Source organism: Serratia sp. PL7 (assembly GCF_945957435.1).
In genome coordinates this window covers 2,841,571-2,864,682 of sequence record NZ_CAMFLB010000001.1, presented here as the reverse complement: position 1 = coordinate 2,864,682, position 23,112 = coordinate 2,841,571, and the positions used below count along the sequence as shown (strand labels likewise).

22 protein-coding genes are annotated in these 23,112 nt (G+C 61.0%); 18 read left to right on the top strand and 4 right to left on the bottom strand.

Features of this window, described 5'->3' with window-relative positions; all coding sequences use genetic code 11:
• Nucleotides 1-93: 93 nt before the first annotated feature.
• Complete coding sequence (locus N6G83_RS13930) at nt 94-864, top strand: class I SAM-dependent methyltransferase (protein ID WP_089180586.1); 771 nt, start codon at nt 94-96, stop codon at nt 862-864.
• Between the two features lie 57 nt (nt 865-921).
• On the opposite strand, the gene aqpZ is transcribed toward N6G83_RS13930, so the two are convergent.
• Nucleotides 922-1,617: an aquaporin Z gene (gene aqpZ, locus N6G83_RS13925; RefSeq protein ID WP_025301712.1), complete on the bottom strand. Its 696-nt coding sequence runs from the start codon at nt 1,615-1,617 to the stop codon at nt 922-924.
• Between the two features lie 426 nt (nt 1,618-2,043).
• Between aqpZ and N6G83_RS13920 the strand changes: the two genes are divergently transcribed.
• The gene (locus N6G83_RS13920) at nt 2,044-3,405 is read left to right on the top strand and encodes an esterase-like activity of phytase family protein (RefSeq protein WP_089195575.1); all 1,362 of its coding nucleotides are present in this window, start codon (nt 2,044-2,046) and stop codon (nt 3,403-3,405) included.
• Between the two features lie 200 nt (nt 3,406-3,605).
• On the opposite strand, the gene N6G83_RS13915 is transcribed toward N6G83_RS13920, so the two are convergent.
• A complete protein-coding gene (locus N6G83_RS13915) occupies nt 3,606-4,781 on the bottom strand; it encodes a low temperature requirement protein A (RefSeq protein ID WP_142590772.1) in 1,176 nt (391 codons plus the stop codon).
• Between the two features lie 309 nt (nt 4,782-5,090).
• On the opposite strand from N6G83_RS13915, the gene N6G83_RS13910 reads away from it, so the two are divergent.
• Complete coding sequence (locus tag N6G83_RS13910; protein WP_004940519.1) at nt 5,091-5,375, top strand: YdgH/BhsA/McbA-like domain containing protein; 285 nt, start codon at nt 5,091-5,093, stop codon at nt 5,373-5,375.
• A gap of 244 nt (nt 5,376-5,619) precedes the next feature.
• Nucleotides 5,620-6,177: a class I SAM-dependent methyltransferase gene (locus N6G83_RS13905; protein ID WP_025301715.1), complete on the top strand. Its 558-nt coding sequence runs from the start codon at nt 5,620-5,622 to the stop codon at nt 6,175-6,177.
• Here the strand turns inward: N6G83_RS13905 and N6G83_RS13900 are convergent, their stop codons facing one another.
• On the bottom strand, nt 6,178-6,639 hold the full coding sequence (locus N6G83_RS13900; RefSeq protein WP_025301716.1) for a GNAT family N-acetyltransferase: 462 nt from the start codon (nt 6,637-6,639) through the stop codon (nt 6,178-6,180).
• 217 nt (nt 6,640-6,856) lie between these two features.
• Here N6G83_RS13900 and N6G83_RS13895 point away from each other — a divergent pair, with 217 nt between their 5' ends.
• The 4 genes from N6G83_RS13895 to aroL all read left to right on the top strand — a co-directional run bounded on the left by N6G83_RS13895 (nt 6,857) and on the right by aroL (nt 11,294).
• Nucleotides 6,857-7,972 (top strand): ABC transporter substrate-binding protein, encoded by a 1,116-nt coding sequence (locus tag N6G83_RS13895; protein WP_260515515.1) that lies wholly within the window; start codon nt 6,857-6,859, stop codon nt 7,970-7,972.
• Nucleotides 7,965-10,088, top strand: coding sequence for a TonB-dependent siderophore receptor (locus N6G83_RS13890; RefSeq protein WP_260515514.1), 2,124 nt, complete (start codon nt 7,965-7,967; stop codon nt 10,086-10,088). Before N6G83_RS13895 ends, N6G83_RS13890 begins: the two co-directional genes overlap by 8 nt.
• Before the next feature lie 53 nt (nt 10,089-10,141).
• Nucleotides 10,142-10,660 (top strand): GNAT family N-acetyltransferase, encoded by a 519-nt coding sequence (locus N6G83_RS13885; RefSeq protein WP_049206222.1) that lies wholly within the window; start codon nt 10,142-10,144, stop codon nt 10,658-10,660.
• Between the two features lie 109 nt (nt 10,661-10,769).
• A complete protein-coding gene (gene aroL, locus N6G83_RS13880; protein ID WP_025301720.1) occupies nt 10,770-11,294 on the top strand; it encodes a shikimate kinase AroL in 525 nt (174 codons plus the stop codon).
• Between the two features lie 36 nt (nt 11,295-11,330).
• Here aroL and N6G83_RS13875 read toward each other — a convergent pair whose 3' ends face one another.
• Nucleotides 11,331-12,074, bottom strand: a complete 744-nt coding sequence (locus N6G83_RS13875; protein ID WP_049209288.1) for a helix-turn-helix domain-containing protein — start codon at nt 12,072-12,074, stop codon at nt 11,331-11,333.
• A 96-nt stretch (nt 12,075-12,170) separates the two neighbouring features.
• On the opposite strand from N6G83_RS13875, the gene N6G83_RS13870 reads away from it, so the two are divergent.
• The 10 genes from N6G83_RS13870 (at nt 12,171) to N6G83_RS13825 (ending at nt 23,001) form a co-directional block, all read left to right on the top strand.
• On the top strand, nt 12,171-12,575 hold the full coding sequence (locus N6G83_RS13870) for a nuclear transport factor 2 family protein (protein WP_043135601.1): 405 nt from the start codon (nt 12,171-12,173) through the stop codon (nt 12,573-12,575).
• Between the two features lie 47 nt (nt 12,576-12,622).
• Nucleotides 12,623-12,823, top strand: a complete 201-nt coding sequence (locus N6G83_RS13865; protein WP_004940491.1) for a YaiA family protein — start codon at nt 12,623-12,625, stop codon at nt 12,821-12,823.
• 146 nt (nt 12,824-12,969) lie between these two features.
• A complete protein-coding gene (locus N6G83_RS13860; protein WP_049206220.1) occupies nt 12,970-13,470 on the top strand; it encodes an RNA polymerase sigma factor in 501 nt (166 codons plus the stop codon).
• Between the two features lie 76 nt (nt 13,471-13,546).
• Nucleotides 13,547-14,500, top strand: a complete 954-nt coding sequence (locus tag N6G83_RS13855; protein WP_260515513.1) for a FecR family protein — start codon at nt 13,547-13,549, stop codon at nt 14,498-14,500.
• A gap of 156 nt (nt 14,501-14,656) precedes the next feature.
• Complete coding sequence (locus N6G83_RS13850; RefSeq protein WP_025301725.1) at nt 14,657-17,356, top strand: TonB-dependent receptor; 2,700 nt, start codon at nt 14,657-14,659, stop codon at nt 17,354-17,356.
• Between the two features lie 78 nt (nt 17,357-17,434).
• Entirely contained in the window at nt 17,435-18,001 is a 567-nt protein-coding gene (locus tag N6G83_RS13845; RefSeq protein ID WP_025301726.1) for a heme acquisition protein HasA, read from the top strand.
• Between the two features lie 72 nt (nt 18,002-18,073).
• On the top strand, nt 18,074-19,852 hold the full coding sequence (locus N6G83_RS13840) for a type I secretion system permease/ATPase (protein WP_308317652.1): 1,779 nt from the start codon (nt 18,074-18,076) through the stop codon (nt 19,850-19,852).
• Complete coding sequence (locus tag N6G83_RS13835) at nt 19,849-21,180, top strand: HlyD family type I secretion periplasmic adaptor subunit (RefSeq protein WP_025301728.1); 1,332 nt, start codon at nt 19,849-19,851, stop codon at nt 21,178-21,180. The genes N6G83_RS13840 and N6G83_RS13835 overlap by 4 nt, the downstream gene beginning before the upstream one ends.
• A gap of 2 nt (nt 21,181-21,182) precedes the next feature.
• On the top strand, nt 21,183-21,974 hold the full coding sequence (locus tag N6G83_RS13830) for an energy transducer TonB (protein ID WP_049209290.1): 792 nt from the start codon (nt 21,183-21,185) through the stop codon (nt 21,972-21,974).
• Nucleotides 21,975-22,227: 253 nt separating this feature from the next.
• Complete coding sequence (locus N6G83_RS13825) at nt 22,228-23,001, top strand: IclR family transcriptional regulator (protein WP_025301730.1); 774 nt, start codon at nt 22,228-22,230, stop codon at nt 22,999-23,001.
• Nucleotides 23,002-23,112: the final 111 nt, after the last annotated feature.

Here is a 23,112-nt window from a genome sequence, read left to right as displayed (position 1 = left end):
TAACTGCTCATATTGTACCCGTATAGTAGCCTGATTATAGTAGCCGAAAAGCCTTCAGGCACAGGCGCAAGCCGGATAATAACAGGAGCAAACATGAGCAACAGCAACAGCCATAAAAACGCGGTAGACCGGCAGTTCGGCGAGCAGGCCAACGCCTACTTAACCAGCGCGGTACATGCGCAGGGCAAGGATTTGCAACGCCTCGCGCAGTTACTGGCGCCGCATGCCGACGCGCGTCTGCTCGATTTGGGCTGCGGCGCCGGGCATGCCAGCTTCACCGCGGCGACCAGGGTGGCGCAGGTGGTGGCCTACGATCTGTCGGCACAAATGCTGGCGGTGGTGAAGCAGGCGGCGGCGGAAAAAGGCCTGGGTAACATTCAGCTGCAGCAAGGCGTGGCGGAGTCTTTGCCGTTTGAGGACGCCAGCTTCGATCTGGTCATCAGCCGCTATTCGGCGCACCACTGGCACGATGTCGGCCAGGCGCTGCGTGAGGTCAGGCGGGTGCTCAAACCGGGCGGCAGAGCGATCTTTATGGACGTGGTCTCGCCGGGGCATCCGCTGCTGGATATCTACCTGCAAACCGTGGAAGTGCTGCGTGATACCTCGCATGTGCGCAACTATGCGCCAGGCGAGTGGCTGGCGTTATTGACCGAAGCCGGGCTGGTGGTGCGTGAGGTGACGTCGGATCGATTGATGCTGGAGTTCGACAGCTGGGTGGCGCGCATGCGCACCCCGGCGCATTTCGTCACCGCGATCCGCGCGCTGCAGCAAAGCGTGTCGCAAGAGGTGGCGGAGCATTTCGCGATTCAGCTGGATGGCTCCTTTACCAGCGATATCATGATGTTTGAAGTGACGAAGGGCTGAAAGCAACGGGGCAGCCGATGAAGGCTGCCCCGTGAAACGCGATCGACTGCGATACGCTTATTTTTTGTCTTCCAGCAGGCAGCGGTAGATCAGGCCGCCGATAATGCCGCCGACCAGCGGCACCAGCCAGAACACCCACAGCTGCTGCAGCGCCCAGGTGCCCTGGAAGATCGCTACGCCGGTGCTGCGCGCCGGGTTAACGGAGGTGTTGGTCACCGGGATGCTGATCAGGTGGATCAGCGTCAGCGTCAGGCCGATCGCCAGCGGGGCAAAGCCTGCCGGCGCGCGCTTGTCGGTTACGCCATGAATAACGATCAGGAAGAAGGCCGTCAGCACCAGCTCAATCACGATGGCTGATTGCAGAGAATAACCGCCCGGTGAGTGTTCGCCGTAACCGTTGGAGGCGAAACCGCCCGCGGTGGCGTCGAAACCGGCTTTGCCGCTGGCGATCAGATACAGCACCGCCGCTGCGGCGATACCGCCGATCACCTGTGCGATCACGTAAGGGATCACGTCTTTCGCCGCGAAACGGCCGCCGGCGAATAAGCCGACGGTGATCGCCGGGTTAAAGTGCCCGCCGGAAATATGGCCGACGGCATAGGCCATCGTCACCACGGTCAGACCGAAAGCGAGCGCGACGCCGAGGAAACCAATACCCAGTTGTGGGAATGCCGCTGCTAATACTGCGCTACCACAACCACCAAACACCAACCAAAATGTGCCAAAAAATTCAGCAAAAAGTCGCTTTGACATAGATTCCATCCTGCGGAATTGACTAACGGGCGTTAGCACTAAAAACTATAGAACAGCTTTTTCAGTTCATGCAGATATTCTATAGAATTTTCTTAATGCACCTTGAATAACGGCGGTATTAAATCCCTGGTATTTTATTTTGTCTATGAGAAAAACACCGTTTTTCGCTGTGTTGACGCGCGTTTGCCGATTTTTTTATCTTTGTTATCAGAATTTACCCTAAGCAAAATGACGGGTTATTTCCGGGCGGTTTTTTCCAGCGGTTTTCTCCATTCAATACGCTCAGGTTAATTGCTAATTTCTATTTGCCAGCCAACCTTATTGCCTGATGTGCATTTGACGAATTGCCTATTGTCATCTAAGTGTCATGCTAAATTAATATCGTCTTCTGCCTGACAACGCTTCATTTAACCTCGGGTAACAAATATGAAAATAAAATCGCTCTCCCTGCTGTTGGCTTCACTGTTTCCTGTATTGGCCCACGCTGCCGACATTGAGGTGGCGCGTTATGTGGTCGGCTTCCCCGGTGGGGAACGCGTCGCCTATCAGGGGGCGTTCGCCAAGCATTTCCCACAGGGGTTGCCGGTGGGGATCGGCTCCGGGTTGATGTTCAACAAGAAGCAGGGCGACGATTTGGTGCTGACGACGCTGACCGATCGCGGCCCGAATGCCGATGCCCCGGCGGTAGGCAAGCAAGAGGCCAAGATTTTCGCCAATCCGCAATTCACGCCTCTGTTGATGGACATTCGTATCGGCGGCGGCAAGGCCGTGGCCGAGAATGCGCGGCCCTTGCATGACGAAAAAGGGCCGATTAGCGGGCTGCCGCTGCCGAGTGAGCTGATTGGTTCCACGAACGAAGTGGCGTTGAACGACGCGCTGCAACCGCTGTCCGGCGATCGCCGCGGGTTGGATACCGAAGGCATCATCGGTGACGGTAACGGCGGTTATTGGCTGTGCGATGAGTACGGCCCGTTTCTGATCCATGTCGACGGCAAAGGTAAAATCCTCGCCAAATATGGCCCAACGCCGCAGGCCGGCGAGCAGGCGGTGGCGAGCGGGTTACCGAACATCCTGAAGTGGCGCCAGCCTAACCGCGGTTTTGAGGGGCTGACCCGGATGCCGGATGGGCGCATTCTGGCGGCGGTGCAGAGCACGCTGGATGTCGACGGTAAAAGCAAAAACAAGGCGCAGTTTACCCGGCTGGTGAGCTTCGATCCGCGCAGTGGCAAAACCGCGATGTACGGCTATCCCATCGATATCGACAGCTATAAAAAAGCCAAAGACGCCAAAATTGGCGATGTCGTGGCGTTGGACAACCAGCGCATCCTGTTGATTGAACAGGGAACCGGTAAAGAAAAGACGATGATCAACAAGATCTATCTGGTGGATCTCGCGCAGGCCAGCGATCTGAGCGCGTTTGACGGCCAGGGTAAAGCGCTGGAGTTCGATGATGCGAAAGATCTGGCTAAACGCGGCGTGAAGCTGGCGCAGAAACGGGAAGTGGCGGATCTGCGTCAGTTGGGTTGGCGCCAGGAGAAAGCGGAAGGGTTGGCGCTGATCGACGATCGCACGCTGGCGGTGATCAATGACAACGATTTCGGCTTGCAGGCCAAGCTGGTGGATGCGTCGCCAAAGAGCAAGAAAATCGGTGACTATCAGCTGGAGAAAGGAGGGCGGTTGAGCCTCGACGGCGACAAAACCGACGCCCGCATCGAATTGCGCCCTCTGGAGCAGCCGGAATCGCTGAGTGAGCTTTGGGTGCTCACCTTGCCGCAACCCTTGAAGTGACCGAGATAGGGGGGCGATAGCGCCCCCGTCAGACCGTTGACAAAGGAGGAAAAAACGTGGTTTTTCCTCCTTTGTGGCCATCAGCCGAAAATCAATAAATTGATTTTCCTTGTTTTTTATCCGCTGCTCTTTGCAAACCCGGCAATGGCATGAGGTTTGTCATCAATCTCACAGCGGGGGTGATAGCGCCCCCGCTTGTGTCAGGCTTCCGCATGCTGCTGCGGCGCTCTGCCGCGCGAGATGCTCTCCCACACCGCCACCATCACCATGATCAGCGTCGTCAGGCCATTGACCATCAGCAGATCGGTTAAATAGGCGATAGGGGCCAATACCGCCAGCGCCAGCAGCCCAACCAGGTGCGACAGCGGAAAACGGTGATACACCAGCCGTTTGTACAGCGCGTTGGCGAACAGGTAAATCGCCGGGCCGAGCAGCAACACCGCCGCCGTGGCGTGTTGGATACGGCCGTCGGGATGGGCGATCACCAGCTCGTTGGCCACGGCGCAGACGATGATCGCCCCCACCAGCGCGACGTGCACATAATGGAAATAAGCGCCCAGTTGGCCGGGGTTTTCCGCCTGGCTGATGGCGTGGCTGCCGGCTTTGCTGCTGGTGTCGAAGTAAACCCACCACATCGCCAGGCTGCCGAGAAAGGCCACCAGCGAGGCGATGAGCACCGGCAGACTCCAGCTTTCCATCTCGCTCAGGGTAGCGCCGGTGATCAGAATGGTTTCTCCCAGCGCCACGATCACGAACAGCTGGCAACGTTCTGCCAGATGGTGGCCTTCGATGGTCCATTCGCTGCTGCTGTCCGAGCGCCCCAGGACCGGTAAACGGAAGCCGAACATCGGCGAGACGTATTCGCACAAGACGGCGCTCGCCCACAGCGCCAGGCGGGCATTACCTTCTGCCAGCCCACCGACGATCCAGAAGACGGCGGAGATGCACAGCCAACCGAGAATGCGGCGAAAGTTTTGTTTTAACGGATGATCAGGCGCCAGCAGGCGTAGCACCGTGACGGAGCGGCCAACCTGAATGGCGACGTAGAACAGCGCGAAGATCAGACCGCGTTCGCCAAACGCCTGTGGCAGCGCGGCGGCGGCGAACAGCCCTAGCAGCATGATCGCGAACAGCAGCAGGCGGATCTGACGGGTATCGGGATTGAACCAGTTGGTGACCCAGGCGGTGTATTGCCAGGCCAGCCAGACGGCGAACCACAGCAGCAGGGTTTCCAGCGCGCCGGTCAGCGTCAGGTGATGCAACAGATAGTGGGAAAGTTGGGTCACGGCGAAAACGTAGATCAGATCGAACAGCAGTTCGGAGAATGAGACCGACGCGCCCTGACCGTCACGCACGCGCAGCAGGTTTTGCGACATAAGCGTTCTTCCTTAAAAGGGTAAGCCACAAAATCAGCGTAGCTCAGCGCGCCTCGGCGGGTAAAAAATCTTAAATAGCGGCGGCGTGCGTTCTTTCTTTCGCCCTGTCTTTAATTGTTCATCAAATAGGGGTAAGGTGAACTCAATAAAGTCATTCCTGCCTGAAAATACACACTCGCACTCATATCCTCCTTATTCTCCTCACAATGATTGATGTTCTTTACGTTGCATGACGTCCGTTTTCATTGGCTAGCGGATAATTAACATCACTGACAACGAGCTAATAAACAAGAACACCTGGAGTCAATCATGAAACTTATCCCAAGCATCGCAGCCGTATTGATCGCCGCCGCTTCCTTCTCCACTTTCGCCGCGCCGCTGTCGTCGGTGAAACAGGTCAACAGCGAGCAGGCCGCCAATCTGCAAAGCATCGGCGTCGTGTCGGTTTCCGGCATTAGCGGCTCACCGCATGACGCCATCACCGCCCTGAAAGAAAAAGCCGCGGCGGACGGCGCCAGCCATTACCGCATTATCGGCCTGGACACCCCCGGGGACTCCAGTAACTGGCGCGGCAATGCGGAAATTTATCGCTAAGCGTTGGTTGATTGTTACTCTCTGGCCACGGCAACGTGGCCAATAAAATAAACGGTCGTAATAATTATCTGAACAGTCGGCGCATAAACGGCTTATTTTCAGGTCATTATTACGACCGTTTTTCTTTGTGCCGTCGTGGCTGAGGTCGCATTTTATTACAACTGTGTCTGCCGCTTTCGGAATCATGTTAATGATTACTTAAGAAATTCGGCTCACATTGGGGGCTTAACCCAAGGAGGCCTCAATGTTAAATGCGACCCGGCTGCAACTGATGAATCACTTCGCTTACCTGCAGCAATTTATGGCTTCACCGCGCACCGTCGGTACGCTGGCGCCTTCTTCCCCGTGGCTGTGCCAGGCGATGCTGAACCAGATTGAATGGACCCGTGCGCTGTCGATCGCGGAGCTGGGCGCGGCGGACGGCGTACTGACCAAACGCATCCTGGGGCGGATGCGCGCCGATGCGGCGCTGGAGGCTTTCGAAATTCAACCGCATTTCGTGCATCGGCTGCGGGGGATAGACGATCGGCGGCTGCAGGTGATGCCCCATTCGGCGACCCAAATGGCCACGGATTACGACGTGGTGTTTTCCTGCCTGCCGCTGCTGTCGATCCCGGTCAGGATCAGCGTGCGCATTCTTCAGCAGGCCCGGCAGCGGCTGCTGGCGCGCAACGGTACGCTGGTGTTGTTTCAATACAGCCACCTGTCGGAAAAATTGCTGTCCCGCTATTTTCACTGGAAGCGCCTGCGGGTGGTGCGCAACTTCCCGCCGGCGCTGGTGTATGTTTGTACGCCGCGTTAGCTACAGCGTTTTCGCCATTACTACCACTTCTTCGTCATGCTGCCGCCGGCGTTCCACGGGATGCCAACCCCAGCCGGCGTACAGCGCTTCCGATTTGTCGGTGATGAGATGCAAAACCGAGTGATGGCGTTGCCGCGCCGCCTCGACGATGGCCATCTCAAGGCGGTGGGCGATGCCCTTGCGGCGGTGATCGGGATGCACGAAGACGCCGGCCAGCCATGGGGTGAGATCCTGGCGCTGATGATCGTCGCTGGGCCACAGGCTGGCCATGCCCACCGGACGATCGCCGTCGATCATCATCAGCGTCAGGTGATCGTCGCTTGGCCGGCTGCAGTGGGCGAAGCGCAACTGGGTGCGCTCCAGCGAACCGCCGCGCTGTGAGCCCCATTGGCCGAAGGCCCAGGCGGCGCACACATCGGCAAACTGCGGGCACTCCGACAGCGGAATAATGCGTTGAGTCATGGAGGTCTCCCGGTTTTTTGCTGTTTCCCCGTTCTATTTAACCGATTTCCCCGCCATTTTTTTAACTTTTTAAAGCCGTTATTTTAGCGGTTTCGCCATGTTTGCCGCGCGCCCGGCGCCGTTTCCCGGATTTCTTTTGGCAATCGCGGCGTGGGATTGCAAGTGTTAATGAGAGTGATTATCATGCGCACACTATTTCCCCCGTTTCGGCTCAATCATGCGCAATTCCCTCATTTTACTGCTGCTTTCCCTGTGGTTCGGCCTGTTCTCCGCCCAGGCGAAGACGGTGACCGATATCACCGGCCGTCAGGTTGTGGTGCCGGACAATCCGCAGCGCATCGTGGTGGGGGAGAGCCGCATGCTGTATACGCTGGCGCTGCTGGAGCCGGGCAACCCGGCGCAGCGCATCGTCGGCTGGCCGGCGGATCTGGCGCGTTTCGATGCGCAAAGCTGGCAACGCTATACGCAGAAGTTCCCGCAGATCGCCGCGATCCCCATTATCAGCGGCAATAATTTCCGCCAGGTCAACATCGAAAGCCTGCTGCAGCTGAAGCCGGATCTGGTGATCCTGGCGCGCTACGCGCGTGAAGACGGTGACAACGATCTGCTGGTTTCCGCGCTGAACAAGGCCGGTGTGGCGGTGATCTACGTCGATCTGCGTATCGATCTGCTGAACAACACCGTGCCGAGTGTGCGGCTGCTGGGCGAAGTGCTCAATCGCCAGCAGCGCGCCGAGCAGTTCATCGCGTTTTATCAGCAGCATATGGCGGTGATTCAGCAACGCCTGGCGGGCTATCAGGGGGCGAAGCCCAAAGTGATGCTGCACCTGCATCTGGGGCGGCGCGATACCTGTTGCACCACCGCCGCACACGGCAACCTTGGCGATCTGCTGACCTTCGCCGGCGGCGACAACATCGCCAACGCCAGCGTCAAAGGGGTGTATGGCGAACTGAACCCGGAAACCATTCTGAGCGCCAATCCCGACGTATACCTCGCCACCGGCATGGCCGGCCCGCAAGGCAAACGGCTGTCCGATCTGAGCCTCGGGCCGCAGGTCAGCCCACAGGAGGCCGCCGACAGCTTCCGCCGGCTGATCGCCAAACAGCCGATGCTGACCAACCTGCAGGCGGTGAAAAACCACCGTGCCTGGAGCGTCTGGCACAACTTTTACCTCAGCCCGTACCACGTCGTGCTGGTCGAGGTATTCGCCAAAGCGTTTTACCCGGATCTGTTCGCCGACATCAACCCGCAGCAGACCTTCCAACAGCTGTATCAGCAGTTTTTGCCGTTACCTTTTTCAGGGACCTATTGGAGTCAGTTAGATAATGAATAACAACAAGCGCGGCTGGTGGTGCGCATTGCCTTTGGCGGCCTGCGCAACATTGCCGACGTGGGCGGCGGAAAAAGTCGCGTCGAAAGAAGAAAGCCTGACGGTGATTGGCCGCAAAGACGCCGACGGTGTGCAGAGCTATCAGCCGTTGACCAGCGTCACCGGCACCCGCAGCGAAACCAACCTGTTGAATGTGCCGCAGGCGATCGACGTGGTGCCGCAGCAGGTGATTACCGATCAGGCGGTCAGCAGCCTGGACGAAGCGCTGTACAACGTCAGCGGCATTACCCAGGCCAACACGCTGGGCGGCACTCAGGACGCGGTCATGAAACGCGGCTTTGGCGACAACCGCGACGGCTCTATTCTGCGCGATGGCGTGCGCTCGGTGCAGGCTCGCAACTTTACGCCAACCACCGAGCGGGTGGAGGTGCTCAAGGGGCCGGCCTCGATGCTGTATGGCATGGGCGAGCCGGGCGGGATGATCAATATGATCACCAAAAAGCCCCAGCTGCAGCAACATACCCACGTGGAAGGCTGGGGCAGCAGCTTCAACGGCGGCGGCGGCCAGCTCGACGTGACCGGGCCGCTCGGCACGTCGGGATTCGCCTATCGCATGATCGTCGATCACGATGAAACCGACTACTGGCGCAACTTCGGCCGCAACCGCCAGACGGTGATCGCGCCCTCGCTGATGTGGTATGGCGAGAACACCACCGTGCGCTTGGCCTACGAGCATATGGAATATCTGGTGCCGTTCGATCGCGGCACCATTATCGATTCGCGCACCGGCAAACCGGTGAATACGCCGCGCGATCGCCGTTTCGACGAAGCCTATAATGCTACCCGCGGCGATCAGGACAGCATTACCCTGCAGATCGATCAAACGCTCAACGAGCGCTGGAAAAGCTCGCTGACCTACGCCTACAGCCGCAACAGCTACAGTGACAACCAGGCGCGCGCCACGGCGCTGAACCCGGTGACCGGCGTGTTGAGCCGCCAGGCCGACTCGACCGCCAACGCCGTCAACCACGCCAACGCGGTGCAGCTGACGCTCAATGGCGACGTGGACTGGGGCAGCATCAACCACCAGATGCTGTTCGGCTTCGATTTTGAAGATAACCGTACCTACCGCGGCGACATGATCCGCGGTAAAAAGAACAGCGATTTCAATATCTATCATCCGGTATACGGCCTGATGCCGCCGTCGACCGCGGTCAGCGCCAAAGACAGCGACCAGCGGGAAAACCTCACCAGCTACGGTTGGTTTATGCAGGATTCTATCCAATTGACTGATAAATGGCTGGTGATGGGTGGGCTGCGTTACGATGCTTTCGACGTCTATGCCGGCAAGGGGCGGCCGTTCCAGACCAACACCGACAGCTCGGACGGCAAGCTGGTGCCGCGCGCCGGGGTGGTCTACAAGCTGACGCCTTACGTGTCGCTGTACAGCAGCTATACCGAGTCGTTCAAGCCGAACTCTTCCATCGCCACCCAAATTGATTCGCTGCCGCCGGAGCAGGGCAAGTCGTGGGAAGTCGGCGGCAAGCTGGCGTTGCCGAACGGCGTTACCGGCACACTGGCGCTGTTCGACATCACCAAACGCAACGTGATGGTCAATGAGCTGGTGGAGGGCGAAACCGTGACGCGCACCGCCGGGCGCGTGCGTTCGCAGGGCGTGGAGCTGGACGTGGCCGGTAATCTCACCGACTCGCTGAGCCTGATCGGTTCCTATGCGTATACCGACGCCCGCGTGGTGGACGATCCGGACAACAAGGGCAAAGAGATGACCAACGTGGCGCGCCATACCGCCTCGCTGTTCCTGACCCAGAACCTCGGCAGCCTGGGCCTGTACAGCGGAGATGAGGTGCGTATCGGCGCCGGCGCGCGCTACGTGGGCCGGCGCCCGGGCGACGCCGCCAACAGCTTCTACCTGGATAACTACACCGTTGCCGATGCGTTCGCCGCTTACACCATGCCGATCAACGGCTATCGGGTGAAATGGCAGCTGAACGTGAAGAACCTGTTCGATAAAACCTACTATCCGTCCAGCGGTGGCAATCTGCGCGTGGCGGTGGGAGAGCCGCGTGAGGTGGTGCTGCGCGGCAGTATCGATTTCTGAGCCACGGGCGGTGGAATTTGTTTAAATAACCGCCCCAACGTTAAGGAGAACTCATGAGCCTGCAGATCCGTTTGGCGCAGCAGCGAGATATCGCGCATCTGATGGCGGTTGAACGTTCGGCGGCGCAGCTGTTTCGCCAGCAGCCGGAATGGCGCTTTATCGCCGAAGGCGAGGTGATGGCCCCGAAACAGCACGCCGCGTTTATCGCCGAGCGCCGTGAATGGCTGGCGGAAAGCGACAACGGTGAGTGCGCCGGTTTTATCGCCGTGTTGGCTCAGGGGGAAGACTGGCATGTCGCCGAATTATCGGTCGCCGCTGCCTGGCAACGGCAGGGCGTCGGCCGCCGCCTGATCGGCGCGGTGGTGGAAGAAGCCAAACGGCAGGGCGCCACTCGCCTGACGCTCACCACCTTCATTGATGTGCCGTGGAATGCGCCCTACTACCGGCGGCTGGGATTCCGGCCGCTCGACGACGCGCGGCTCACGGTCGCCCTGCGGCGGCACCTGGATGAGGATCTGGCGCACGGCTTTGCCGTCGGCAGTCGCTGTGCCATGGAATTTACACTATCGTAAATATTGAAATACAGAGCGGGCAGGGTATGATGCAGCCACCACGCCATCGCACCCGCTCGGTATTTTGGTATGCAATGCACTCAAGTCACCGCATAAGGGACAACCCGTAATGACACAAACCCTGTTCATGATAGGCGCTCGCGGAGCCGGCAAGACCACGGTAGGCAGCGCATTGGCGCTGGCGTTGGGCTATCAGTTTGTCGATACCGATCTGTTTATGCAGCAAGCGGTACAGATGAGCGTGGCGGAAATGGTCGAGCGCGAGGGCTGGCTGGGGTTCCGTCGCCGCGAAACCATCGCGTTGCAAACCGTGACCAAACCGTCAACTGTAGTTGCCACCGGTGGCGGCGCGATCCTGGCGGAAGAGAACCGTCAGTTTATGCGCCAGCATGGCACCGTTATCTATCTGCGCGCGCCGGCCAGCGTGTTGGCGCAGCGGTTGGAAGAGTACCCGGAAGATGCGCAGCGCCCGACGCTCACCGGCAGGCCGATCGCCGAAGAGATGCTCGAGGTGCTGGCGGCGCGTGAAGCGCTGTATCAGGACGCCGCGCATTACGTGATGGACGGCGCCGCCGATCCGCAGCGGGTGGTGGAGCAAATCCTCGCGGTGCTGCCGCGTGAGACGGTGAAATAACCCTTTCTTCTCTTCGGGCGCTGGGCGCCCGTTTTCCTATTCCGTTTGCCGAGCGGCCGCAAAGTACGCCCCGGGCGTGACGCCGAAGCGGCGGCGAAAGGCGGCGATGTAGGCGCTGACGTTGTCGTAGCCACAGGCGTCGGCCACTTCGGCGACCGCTGCGCCGCGTGATAATCCCTCCAGTGAACGCAATACCCGCGCCTGCTGGCGCCACAGCGCGAAGCTGATGCCGGTTTCCTGCACAAAGCGGCGGCTCAGGGTGCGCGGGCTGAGCCCGGCCCAGTCGGCCCAGTCGCGCTGGCTGCGCAGGCTGGCGGGATCGTTCAGCAGCGCCCGGGCGATGTTCAGCAACCGGGCGTCCTGCGGCAGCGGCAATTGCAACGGCGCGCGGCTTGCCGCGTGCATTTCATCCAGCAGCACCTGCAGCAGCCGCCGTTGCGGCGCACTCAGTGGGCCGGCGGGGAACTGCGCGATACGCTCCACCAGGGCCTGCAACAGCGCAGAGGCCGTGAACAGCTGCGGCTGCGGCGGCATCTCCGGCACGCTTTCCCCCGGCAGATACAGACTCCAGCCCGCTACGTCGCCGCAGGCCAGCGCCTGATGGGCGCATCCCGGCGGCAGCCAGCCCAGCGTACCGCCGGTGATCGCCCATTGCCGGCCCGGGAGTTCCATTGCCAGCATGCCACGCGTCAAGAGATAGATCTGGCCGCCTTCGTGCCGGTGCCAGGGCGTCAGGTGCTTTTTTTCATGCTGAAGGCGTTGGCTGCGGATCTGCGTCATGTTGGCCGTTTAACGTTATTGAAAGTCTTGATGTGGTTATTATGCCATCGCCTGGCCGGGATAGGATCGCCGTTCACCCTATTTCGGAGAAACGTGATGACTCAAGTTACCCCACTGAACCTGGTGCTCGATACGCTGCAGCAGGTCGTCGCCAGCCCGGAGCATCGGCCGACGCAGCTCGCTGCCCGTTTCAGCGCAGACTACCGCCAGCAGGTGGATGGCAAGGTGCTGAACTTCGAGCAGTTTGAGCAACATATGGCGCTGCTGAAACGGCAAACCCGCCGCATGACGCTGAGCGTGATCGCGGCGGCGGAGCAGGGCGAGGCAGTGCTGACCCACCATCTGGTCGAGGTGGAAAAGCGCGACGGTACCCGCAGCCGCGTGCGGGTGCTGGCGCACTTCACCGTGCGTGAAGGCCGCATTTGCGCCTGCGACGAACTGACCGAGCTGTTGGCGGGCGCCCCCGGCGATCGCGATCTTGGCTCGCGCGTGCCGGAATGAGGGCGGCTGCTATACTTGCTACTGTGTGAAACACACGGGAGAACGGCATGCGCGAAAATGATCAACCTGCTTATCCACGGAGCGCCCGCGTCGTTGAGGTGTTTCGGGGCGACCCGAACCTGCATCTGCGCCGTTTTGAAGTGCGCACCGACGACATTGAGCCGAATACACTGCTCAGTGAACATGAAACCGAGCAGGAAGCGCTCGACGCCAAGCACCGCTATGAAGACGAGGCGCTAGAGCTCTGACCTGCTGCACAGCGGAAACCGGCGCCAGGCCGGTTTCCTGTTTATCCCCCCGCGTTAGCATATATTTCCCAGAACAATATTGATAATGATAATCATTTATGTGATTTTTATCGCCCCTATTGGGTGTTTCACTTCTGGGAAAAGAGATGTCCAATTCCGAGTTGCAGGCGCTGTTTCTGCGCCATATGCGGCCGCTGCAAGCCTATTTGAACGCCAAACTGCGCGACCCTCAGCTGGCCGCGGATTTGGCGCAGGAAAGTTTTACCCGCCTTACCGAGCAATATCCGCAGGGTAACATTCTCGATATCGAAGCCTACCTGTACAAAACCGCCAAAAACCTGATGCTCGACCATGTGCGCCAGCAGCAGCGGCGGCAGACCGAAGCGGTTGAAGACGACATTCTGGCGCAGTATCCCTCCGGTGAACCGGCGCTTGAACAACGGGCGATCGATAGCCAATTGCTGCAGCTGTTGCAGCAGGCGCTAGCGGACATGCCGCCGCGCACGCAGCAAATTTTCCGCCTTAACCGGCTCGATGGCCTGACCCAGGCGCAGGTGGCGGCGCAGCTGGGCGTGTCGCTCAGTACGGTGGAAAAACACCTGGCCAGCGCGCTCGAGCGGCTGATGGCGCGGATGGAAGAACAATAATGGCAATTTTTTTACGGGTTTATCCGCGCTCAGACGTCTTAACCTATAACCAGAAAAAACAGAGGTCTATGCCATTATGAAACCGCTAACCGCACAGGCGCGACAGCAGGCGGCCGCCTGGGCCGTGAGTCTGGCCGAAGGGGCGCTGCCGGCCGATCGGCGGCGAGCGTTGGACGCCTGGCTGGCCGCCGATCCGCAGCATCCGGCGGCGCTGCGTCAGGCTCGCCTGCTGTGGACGACGCTTGGGCAACTGCCGCCTGAGCAGCGGCAGGCGTTACAACCGCAGGTGGCGGCGCTGAAAACGCCCTCTCGCCATCGATGGCCCCGCTGGGCGGTGGCAGCGGCGGTGGCGCTCGCCGTTTCGTTCGGCGTTTATCGCGGGCCGGATCTGTGGATCGGCCTGCAGGCCGATTATCAAACCGTTCGCGGTGAGGTGCGCGAAGTTGCTTTGCCGGACGGCAGCCGGGTGGCGCTGGACAGCGGCAGCGCGATCGCGCTGGCGTATTCCGCAGATGAGCGCAAGGTGCGGCTGCTGAGCGGCGCCGCCTATTTTATCGTCGCGCCGTTGGGCGGGGCGGAAAGCCGTCCGTTCAGGGTGGAAGCGAAAAACGGCGTCACCCAGGCGCTGGGCACCGTGTTCAGCGTGGCGCGCACTGAACAGGGCGTCGACGTCAGCGTGCATCAGCACAGCGTGCGGGTGACGCTTGAGCGCGGCGAGCGCTCGCTGGTGGTCGCGCAACGCCAGGCGGCGCATTACCGCAACGGGCAGCTGCAGCTGACGCGGCAAACGGCCGGTGATGACGCTTGGCGACGCGGCTGGCTGGTGATCGACCGCCAACCGCTGACGCAGGCGCTCGCGCAGCTCAACCGCTATCGCGGGACCCGCATCGTGGCGGTCAATCCCGCGCTAAGAACGCGCACCGTGAGCGGTGTGTTCGCGCTCAATAAACTCGACGACGGCGTCGGCGCCATTCGTCAGGAACTCTCCGCCCGCCAGCTGAATCTCCCCGGCATCACGCTGCTTTACTGAGCGGCCAAGGCGGGCCGGGATGCCCGCTTCGCCGTTATTTTCACTTTCTGTAAAAAATCTTTACGGGTTTTTGCCTCCCGGAACGTCCTTATGTTTAAACGAGATTGATTTCCATTATCACTTAGTTTGGCATTCTTTCGGGTGGAACACACACGCATGCTTATTCACAAGGGAACCACGCCGGCCGGCCGATTGGCCACGGCGGTACGCGCCGCGCTGGCGGCGATGATGTTGACTCAGCCGGCTGTGGCGCTCGCCGTCCAGGCTGAGGCGAACGGCGCGCAGGCCGCACAGCAAAAGAATTTCAACATTGCGGCGCAGCCGCTGCAGAGCGCCATGTTGCGCTTCGCCGAGCAGGCCGGCATGCAGGTGTTTTTTGACGAGGTGAAACTCGACGGCATGCAGGCGGCGGCGCTGAACGGCAGCATGAGCGTTGAACAGGGCCTGCGGCGCTTGATCGGCGGCAATCCGGTGGCTTTCCGCCTGCAGCCGCAGGGGCAAATCGTATTGAGCCGGCTGCCGACGGCGAACGGCGACGGTGGCGCGCTGGCGTTGGACAGCCTGACGGTGCTGGGTGCCAGCGGCATCAACGCCAACGATTGGGTTTACGACGAACCGCGCTCGGTCAGCGTCATCAGCCGCGAACAGATGGACAACCGCCCGGCGCGACACGCGGCCGATATTCTGGAGCAGACTACGGGAGCCTATTCCAGCGTCAGCCAGCAAGATCCTGCGCTGTCGGTCAACATCCGCGGCATACAAGACTATGGCCGGGTGAACATGAATATCGACGGCATGCGGCAGAATTTTCAAAAGAGCGGCCATGGCCAGCGTAATGGCACCATGTACATCGATTCCGAACTGCTGTCCGGCGTGACTATCGACAAGGGCACCACCGGCGGCATGGGCAGCGCCGGCACGCTCGGCGGCATTGCCACCTTCAATACCGTCAGCGCGAGCGATTTCCTGGCGCCGGGCAAAGAGCTGGGCGGCAAGCTGCACGCCAGCACCGGCGATAACGGCACCCACTTCATCGGCAGCGGCGTACTGGCATTGGGCAACGAAACCGGCGATATCCTGCTGGCCGCCAGCGAACGCCACCTCGGCGATTATTGGCCCGGCAACAAGGGCGATATCGGTAACATTCGCATCAATAACGACACCGGCAATTACGATCGCTACGCCGAGAGCATCAAGAACAACAAAATCCCCGACACAAATTACCGTATGCACTCGCGGCTGGCCAAGGTGGGCTGGAATCTGCCCGCCAACCAACGCCTGCAGCTGAGCTATTTGCAGACCCAGACCGCGTCGCCGATCGCCGGCACGTTGACCAACCTGGGCACCCGCCCGCCCTATGAACTGGGCTGGAAGCGCACCGGTTACAGCGACGTGATGGCGCGCAACGCAGCGTTTGATTACAGCCTGGCGCCGGAAGACGTCGACTGGCTCGATTTTCAGGCCAAGCTGTATTACGTCGATACTCAGGATGACAGCGACACCTACAGCACCAGCTCGCTGCTGGACAACGGCTACGCGACGCGTACCCGCCTGCGTACCTACGGCGCGCAGGCGCAAAATACCTCGCGCTTCAGCCTGGCGCCGGGGCATGACTTCCGCGCCAACTACGGGCTGGAGTTCTATTACGACAAGGCAACCAGCGACTCTTCCCGCCAAGGCATGGAAGGGGTGACGCCGGCCGGCAACCGTTCGGTCGCCAGCCTGTTCGCCAACCTGACCTACGACTACGACGGCTGGCTGACGTTGGAGGGCGGGCTGCGTTACGACCGCTATCGCCTGCGCGGCCAGACCGGCCTGAGCTATCCGGATTTGGCCAAGGATGGGCAACGCTACACGATTGACAATCCTTGCAAAGCGTTGCGTCTGACCGGCTGTTCAACCACCACCCGCGAAGATTGGGACGTGGATCGCGATCAGGGCAAGCTGTCGCCAACGCTGGCGGTGGCGGTACGCCCCGGCGTGGAGTGGCTTGAGCTGTATACCACCTACGGCAAATCCTGGCGGCCGCCGGCGATCACCGAAACGCTGACCAACGGCAGCGCGCACAGTTCATCCACGCAATACCCCAACCCGTTCCTGCAGCCCGAGCGCTCGCGCGCCTGGGAAGTCGGGTTCAACGTGCAGCAGCCGGATCTGTGGTTTGAGGGCGATCGGTTGGTGGCGAAGGTGGCCTACTTCGATACCAAAGTGGATAACTACATCAACCTGGCGATAGACCGCAATAAACCGGGGCTGGTGCAGCCGAGCATCGGCAATGCTGCTTACGTCAACAACCTGTCGAAAACCCGCTTCCGCGGGCTGGAGTACCAGCTCAACTATGACGCCGGGGTGTTCTACGCCGACCTGACCTATACCCACATGATCGGCAAAAACGAGTTCTGCTCGAACAAGGCCTGGTTGGGAGGGCGTCTGCGCTACGGCGACGGATCGCGCCGCGGCAACTTCTATGTTGAGCCGGATGCCGCTTCCAATGACTTCGTCACGTGTGACGGGGGGACGCAGTTCGGCTCCGCCGCCTACCTGCCAGGCGATCGCGGTTCGGTGACGCTGGGCGGCCGCGCCTTCGATCGCAAGCTGGACGCCGGGGTGACCGTGCGCTTTGCGCCGGGCTATCAGGACAGTTCGGTGCCGTCCAATTACCCGTACCTGGCCGACTGGCCGAAGTACACCCTGTTCGATCTGTACGCCAGCTACAAGCTGACCGACAGCCTGACGCTGCGCGGCTCGGTGGAGAACCTGACTAACCGCGCCTATGTCGTTAGCTACGGCGAGACGCTGGCCAATACCCTCGGGCGCGGCCGCACCGTGCAGGGCGGGGTGGAATACCGTTTTTAAGCAGTAAAAGGGCGTTGCTCATCCTTGAGCACAAGGGCAGCCTCGCAAGGGGCGCCGTTCATCAATGGAGATAGAGAAATGGCATTTTCAGTTAACTATGACAGCAGCTTTGGCGGTTACAGCATTCATGACTATCTGGGCCAATGGGCTTCGACATTTGGTGATATCAACCATACCAACGGTAACGTCACCGACTCCAACAGCGGTGGCTTCTACGGCGGCCGGTTGTCTGGTAGCCAATATGCCGTGACCAGTACGGACAACCATGTCACGTCGGTCGTGGCGGGTGGCAACCTGACCTACACGCTGTTCAATGAACCGGCGCATACCCTGTACGGCCAGCTGGATTCCCTGTCGTTCGGCGACGGTTTGAGCGGTGGTGATACATCGCCGTACAGCATTCAGGTGCCTGACGTCAGCTTCGGCGGCCTGAACCTCAGCAGCCTGCAGGCGCAGGGCCACGATGGCGTGGTGCACCAGGTGGTGTACGGTCTGATGTCCGGCGATACCGGCGCGCTGGAAACCGCGCTGAACGGCATCCTCGACGACTACGGCCTGAGCGTCAATTCCACCTTCGATCAGGTGGCGGCGGCGACGGCGGTGGGCGTGCAGCACGCCGACAGCCCGGAACTGCTGGCGGCCTGATTGCGGCTGTTTGCCCGCCGGCGCCGTGCGCCCCGGCGGGCATTTTCTCGTTTTTAGCCGATGGAAAACGCCATGAAAAACGCCGTCAGGCGCGGAGAAGTGATGAGCGTGCTGGCCGCATACCGGCGCGGATTTTGGGGCATCGCGCTGTTTACCGCGGTGATCAACCTGTTGATGCTGGCACCGGCGCTGTACATGCTGCAGGTCTACGATCGCGTGTTGCCGTCGGGTAACCGCATGACGCTGGCGATGCTGACCCTGATGGTGGTCGGCCTTTACCTGTTTATGGGGCTGCTGGAGTGGGTGCGCAGCCAGGTGGTGATCCGCCTCGGCGCCCAGATGGATATGCGCCTGAATCAGCGGGTCTACGACGCCGCCTTCGAAACCAATCTGAAAACCGGCAACCCGCTGGCGGGGCAGGCGCTGAACGATCTGACCAACCTGCGCCAATTTGCCACCGGCAATGCGCTGTTCGCCTTTTTCGATGCCCCCTGGTTCCCGGTTTATCTGCTGGTGGTGTTTCTGCTCCACCCCTGGCTTGGCGCGTTGGCCAGCGCCGGAGTGATAGTGCTGGTGCTGCTGGCCTGGCTCAACCAGCGGGTGTCGCAGGCGCCGCTCGCGGAGGCCGGCCGGGTCGCGCTGAGCGCCACGCAGCAGGCCAACGGCAACCTGCGTAATGCCGAAGCTATCGCCGCCATGGGGATGCTGACCGACTTGCGCCTGCGCTGGCTGCGGCAGCATCAGCAGTTCCTGCTATTGCAGAACCGCGCCAGCGAGAAAATCGCCGCCGTCACCGCCTGGTCGAAAACCGTGCGGCTGGCGCTGCAGTCGCTGATGTTGGGCTGCGGCGCGCTGCTGGCGGTCAACGGCGACATTACGCCGGGCATGATGATCGCCGGATCGATCCTGATCGGCAGAGTGCTGGGGCCGATCGATCAGCTGATCGGCGCCTGGAAGCAGTGGTTGTCGGCGCGCCAGTCTCTGCAGCGGCTGGAAGTGATGCTGGCCGCCAACCCGCCGCAGGCGGCGAGCCTGCCGCTGCCGGCGCCCAACGGGACATTGACCGTGAATCAGCTGGCCGCCAGCGCGCCCGGCGGGAGCGCACCGGTATTGCACGGCGTCAGTTTTCGTCTGGAGGCCGGCGAGGTGCTGGGCGTCATTGGCGCATCCGGCTCCGGCAAAACGTTGCTGATGCGCCAACTGGTCGGCGCGCTGACGCCGCTCAGCGGCGACGTGCGGCTGGACGGCGCGGATATCCGGCAGTGGGATAAACAGCAGCTGGGGCCGCATATCGGCTATTTGCCGCAGGATATCCAGCTGTTCGCCGGTACCCTGACGGAAAACATCGCCCGCTTTGGCCAGGTTGACGCCGAGAAGGTGGTGGCCGCCGCCGCGCTGGCCGGCGTGCACCAATTGATCCTGCATTTGCCCAAAGGGTATGAAACCGAGCTGGGCGAGGGCGGCAGCGGCCTGTCCGGCGGCCAGCGTCAGCGGGTGGCGCTGGCGCGCGCGCTGTATGGCTCTCCGGCGTTGGTGGTGTTGGACGAACCGAATGCCAACCTCGATCGTGAAGGGGAAGAGGCGCTGCAGCGGGCGATCGAAGCGTTGAAGGCGCGCGGTACCACCATCGTGTTGGTGACCCACAAACCGGCGATCCTGGCGACCACCGACAAATTGCTGGTGCTGGCCGCCGGCCAGGTGCAGCACTTCGGCCCCAGCGACGCCATCCTGAAGAAACTGCCTGGTTTTGCGCCTGCAGCCGTACCGGCCAACGTCGGCCGCAGCAGCGGCGGCTTCAACGTCAACTACGCCAACTTTGCCAAAACGGCCAGCGGTGAACGAAAAGTATGAGCAATCAGAGTGTGATCCCCGGCGATATCGACGCCCTTTCCCGACAGTTCGACGAAGGGCGCCATCTGCGGCTCGGCGGCTGGCTGGTGCTGTTGGGGTTTGGCGGCTTCCTGCTGTGGGGGCTGTTGGCGCCGCTGGACAAAGGCGTGCCGGTTTCCGGCAGCGTGGTGGTGGCCGGCAACCGTAAGGCGGTGCAGCACCCGAGCGGCGGCGTAGTGTCGCAAATTCAAGTGCATGAAGGCGACCGGGTTCGCGCCGGGCAGGTGCTGTTGCTGATGGATACCGTCGACAGCCGCACCCAGCGCGATGCGCTGCGCAGCCAGCAGTTGAGCAACGCCGCGCAGCGGGCGCGGCTGCAGGCCGAACGCGACGGCCTGCAGGCGATCGCTTTCCCGGCATTGCTGCAGGCGCGGCGGGAGGAGCCAGAGGTGATGTCGTTGATGCTGCTGCAGCAGCAGCTGTTCACCAGCCGCCGAGCGGCGCTGCAGAGTGAGCTGGCGGCGATCGCGGAGAGCATTGCCGGATCGCAGGCGATGCTGGAAGGGATCCGTCAGTCTTACGCCAGCAAGCAACGGCAAAAGGCCATGTTGCAGGAGCAACTGAGCGGTATGCGCAAGCTGGCTGCGCAGGGGTATGTGGCGCGCAATCGGCTGCTGGATCTGGAAGGGCAGTATGCGCAGATTGATGGCCAGGCGTCCGAGGACACCGGCAATATCGGCCGCCTGGGCCGCCAAATACTGGAGCTGAAGCTGCGGGCGATCCAGCGGCGGGAAGAGTATCAGAAAGAGGTCAGTAGCCAGCTGGCCGAGGTGCGGATGAAGCTGGACGAACTGGATAACCGCCTGGCCAAGGCGGAGGCCGATCTGGGTCATACGCAGGTGAAAGCGCCGGTGGCGGGCACCGTGGTGGGGCTGAGCGTGTTCACCGAAGGTGGCGTGATCGGCGCCGGTCAGCAACTGATGGAGATCGTGCCCAGCGATCGGGGGCTGCAGGTGGAGGCGCGTATCCCGGTCGAACTGATCGACAAGGTGCAGGTAGGGCTGCCGGTCGAACTGTTGTTCTCGGCGTTCAACCAAAGCACCACGCCGCGCGTCGAGGGCGAGGTGACGCTGGTCGGGGCCGATCGCCTGACCGACGAGAAAAGCGGCGCGCCCTATTACAGCGTGCGCGTCAAGGTCAGCGAAGCGGGGCTGCAACGCCTGAACGGGTTGGAGATCCGCCCGGGGATGCCGGTCGAAGGCTTCATCCGCACCGGCGAGCGTTCGATGATGAACTACCTGTTCAAACCGCTGACCGATCGCCTTCATCTGGCGCTGACGGAAGAGTGAGCATGTCGGTTTCGCCGCTGCCTTTCGCCGCACCCGGTGCCGTCATGCCCTGGCGCCGTTGCCTGGTGCTGGTGCTGGCACTGCACCTGCTGGTTGTGGCGCTGTTCTGGCCCTGGCGGGACCAGGCCGCGCCGGCGTGGGTGCCGCCGCCGGCGGTCATGGTGGTGATGGCCGCCGCACCGCAGGCCCCGGCTGAGGTAAAACAACCGCCGGGGCAAAGGACGCCGCCGCCTCAGGTTGAACCGCCGTCGCCGCCGGAACCCTTGCCGACGGTGAAGGTGCCTGAAGCCGTGCGGCCGAACATCGCCGTACCGCCGAAGCAGAAAAAACCGCCCAAGCCGGTGAAGACTCCCCCCCTGCCGCGCACACCGCCGCAGGAGAAAACGATCGCGCCGCCGAAGGTTCAGGAGCAAAGCGTCGGTGCGCCACCGCCGGGCCGGGCGGATAAAACGGCCGCGCCGCAAACTCGCCTGACGCCCTATGCTCAGGCGGGAGTGGACAACTGGCGCAGCCGCATCAGCGGCCGCCTGAATCGTTTTAAACGTTACCCCAAAGACGCATTGCGGCTAAAGCGCCAGGGCGTCGGGCAGGTGCGTTTCACGTTGGACAGGCAGGGCCATGTGCTGGCGGTGACGCTGGTCAGCAGCGCCGGGTTGCCGTCGCTGGATCGCGAAATCCAGGCGCTGGTCAAACGCGCTTCGCCGCTGCCCACGCCGCCGGCGGACGCCTACGTCAACGGCACGGTGGAATTGACGTTGCCGATCGATTTCAGTTTGCGCGGCGCGGGTTTCTGAGCCGCGGCAATATCTCCTCCTGAGAAAATCATTTTTCAGCAGCTTGTCCTGCTGTTCATTATTTTCAGAGCGTATCGTTATTTTATTCGACGCGGATAAGTCGGCGTTCTACGTAATATTTTCATTTGAAAAGCACGAATGCCTTTTATTTTGCGGCTGACAAAAAATAAACAGCTTGACGCTGCGGAGTTCGGGTTTTAGTTTTTAATTATAAAACAGGAACTGAGTTCCATATAGTGGAACAAGGCGGATCATGACAACGCTGGAAAATGCCGCTGCGGTATTAAAACTCTTTTCTCAACAACGTGTGATGCATGGCCAACCGGGTATTGCATTCAGCGACGTGGTTGAGCAATTGGCGCTGCCGAAAAGCACGGTATCGCGCCTGCTGCAGACCATGGAAAATCAGGGCATGCTGGAGCGCGATCCCGATAGCCGGCGTTATCACATCGGCGCGCTGTTGCTGGCGGCATCCAGCCACTATCTGTCGATGCCGCTGGTGGACAACCTGGCGGCCAGTATGGCGCAGCTGTGCCGCCAGACAGCGTGTACCGGCTACCTTTCGATATTGGAAGGGCAGGAGATCATGGTGATGCGCATGTTTCCCGGCCGCCACTTTTTGCAGGTGGTCACCCCGGCGGGTTACCGTTCGCCGGCGGCGGAAACCTCGGTCGGCCGGGCGATACTGGCGCGTGAAAGCGACGAGCAGGTTCGGGCGCGTTACGCCGGCGGTTACCGGGCGACTTCGCCCAATGCGCCGCAAACGTTGGATGCGCTGTTGCAGACGTTGCAGCAGGTGAGGCGTCAGGGATGGTCGCTGGCGCGCAATGAAACCTTGAACAGCATCAGTTCGCTGGCGACCGCGCTGGTGAACAAGCACGGCAGCGAGACGGTGGGGTTGTGCCTGTCCTTCCCCTCGCAGGGCGAGGAGCAGCCGTTTGTACCGGAAGTCTTGGCCGAATTAACCGCAGTCAGCCGCCAACTGGCGGAAAAATATGGCGATGATTATTGGCAGCAGATCAAATAACGCGCCTGAGCTATCGTGTTGCATCATAATTAACGAGCGCCGACACCAGGGAACTCATTAATTATATTTCACCGTATTTTATTGGTAAGAAATAGACAGGCTGAATAAGAA